Origin of the sequence: Arsenophonus nasoniae DSM 15247, assembly GCF_000429565.1 — a bacterium.
GTDB lineage: Bacteria > Pseudomonadota > Gammaproteobacteria > Enterobacterales > Enterobacteriaceae > Arsenophonus > Arsenophonus nasoniae.
Map to the genome: position 1 here is coordinate 1 of NZ_AUCC01000193.1, position 1968 is coordinate 1968.

2 protein-coding genes are annotated in these 1968 nt (G+C 38.1%); both read right to left on the reverse strand.

Going from position 1 to position 1968, the window contains the following annotated elements:
- Positions 1–703 precede the first annotated feature (703 nt).
- Positions 704–1024 (reverse strand): hypothetical protein, encoded by a 321-nt coding sequence (locus G468_RS0117310; RefSeq protein WP_026824070.1) that lies wholly within the window; start codon positions 1022–1024, stop codon positions 704–706.
- Positions 1021–1839 carry a hypothetical protein gene (locus tag G468_RS24985; RefSeq protein WP_248604903.1) on the reverse strand — a complete coding sequence of 273 codons (819 nt, stop codon included), beginning with the start codon at positions 1837–1839 and terminating at the stop codon, positions 1021–1023. The genes G468_RS0117310 and G468_RS24985 overlap by 4 nt, the downstream gene beginning before the upstream one ends.
- Positions 1840–1968: the final 129 nt, after the last annotated feature.

The window sequence follows — 1968 nt, forward strand, 5'->3', positions numbered from 1 at the left end:
TGGCGTTGGATTTATCAAAATTTTCTCCTGCATAACTTAATGCTATAAGTTTACCAGAGAATCCAATAAATAGTTTTGTAGATAAAACGTCTACACTTGCCGAAACGCATAGCCTGTAAAATTAGTTGGCAAAATATAATAATTTGGATGGGTTTGCTTGTGAAATATGGAGTTGAAAATCTTTGTTGAAAGTCTATGATTGAGTTGCCATGAGTCGATATTTGATAAATTAGAAAGAACGAATCAGCCTACGGCTGCAAATCGATAGCCTGTGCCCATGGTTATTAAAACGTCTTGTATTGCATTCTAAGACCACCAAATTCAAAAGCGCTACCATTGGGCATTACCTAACATAAGATCTCTTCATACAGAGCAAAATGCTGCGTTTTAAACGGCATTTTAACAGTGAGGTGAGATAATATTTGCAGTTCAACTTAAAAATCGCCTTTTTGTTAATTTTCTTGTTAAAGAGAGATTGAAGATGTTTTAGGGATTTTTTTAAACTTGAATTAAGATTATATTATCAATCTACGTTAAACTTGCTTCTTTTGATTATTATTTAATCTACCTTTCCTATGAAAACAGATTTCCAACCCCGACCATTAAAGTCGCTTTTTGAGCGGAATAAGTTTAATTAGTAACCATTTAGGGTATTAATTTCTTATACATTGAAAAGACTAAACGAAATTTAGGATCTTTATTTTCAGTAAAAATCATCGTCTAATTGACCTTCAGATTTTAATATATCTAAAAACCTTTTATAGGCAATTTCATCTAATTCAAGCAAGTCATCTAATAATGACTCTTCGATTAGAGCCCAATGATATACACCTGAACCTGCTCCATCATTTTGGAAGTAAACCAACTTGCCATTCAGTGATGATTCTATTAAATCAACTTCTGACAGTTCATAAACAGATAATCCACCATATCCTTTAGGTAAACCAAGGCATAATGATTTATTATTTATCCAATAAATAGCAAACACATCAATAGATTCACCATCCGATTCTTTTATTCTCATTTAACTTTGTCCTTTATTGTGTCTACAACTTGTTTCGGATCTTGTTGAACTCTTTGAGGTGTAGTAATTTTCATATCATAAGCTTTACCAGTAGTTGAATTATACTGATAATGTATGGTTATAGTTTGGCCATCGGGAAGTTTATGTTTTGCTTCCATTTTTTGAAAACCTGCTGATGTTGGAAAACTAGGATCATTATTTAGTCCAGGTAACTCTTTACCTTGTAATGGTTTAGATTGAACTGATTTCCAGAATGTTTGTTCATTAAGATCCCTTGGTACTGCTGTTTGTTGCCCTGGTTTAGCGGTTGAGATTTTTTCTGCATTTTTAATCAGTTGTTGGTTATAGACTGATGCAGCTACCGACTCGACTTTACCCGCAGCAACTTTAGCCACAACTTTATCTATTAGTATCGCACCACCCTTGGCGATTCCTGCCACCCCGGCAAGGGTACTGGCGATATCAAAAATGATTTTACCGCCTTCAATGCCCGCGTTAAAGGCCCCAGCGGTTCCTGCTTTTTGATACTCAGCCTCCATTCGCTCAAGACGCACGATATACGACTGTTTCACTGCATCGCTTATGATGCCTAATGTGTCATCGCTTTGCAAAACTGCTTTTATGGCCGTATACGTTTCTTTCGGGTTACTGGCCAGGTTCGCTAACCCGTCTATGGTCTCATAAAGCCCAACTGGCGCGCCAGCCACCATCCCCGCCCCAAGACTGACATCCTGGTCAAGGGACGTGTATCCCCATTTCAGGGAAATCAGCGCTTTTTTAAAATCATTCGATGTTGCCGTCAGCTCTTTTTCCATTAATGCCTGCTGGTGATGGGATAAATAATTATAACGAAAACTGTTCTCGGCAGCGGTCGCGCCACTGTACACGCCTCCAGGCTGACCCGTAAACACTGCGCCGGCAATCCCTCCAAATGCCCGCGCTAA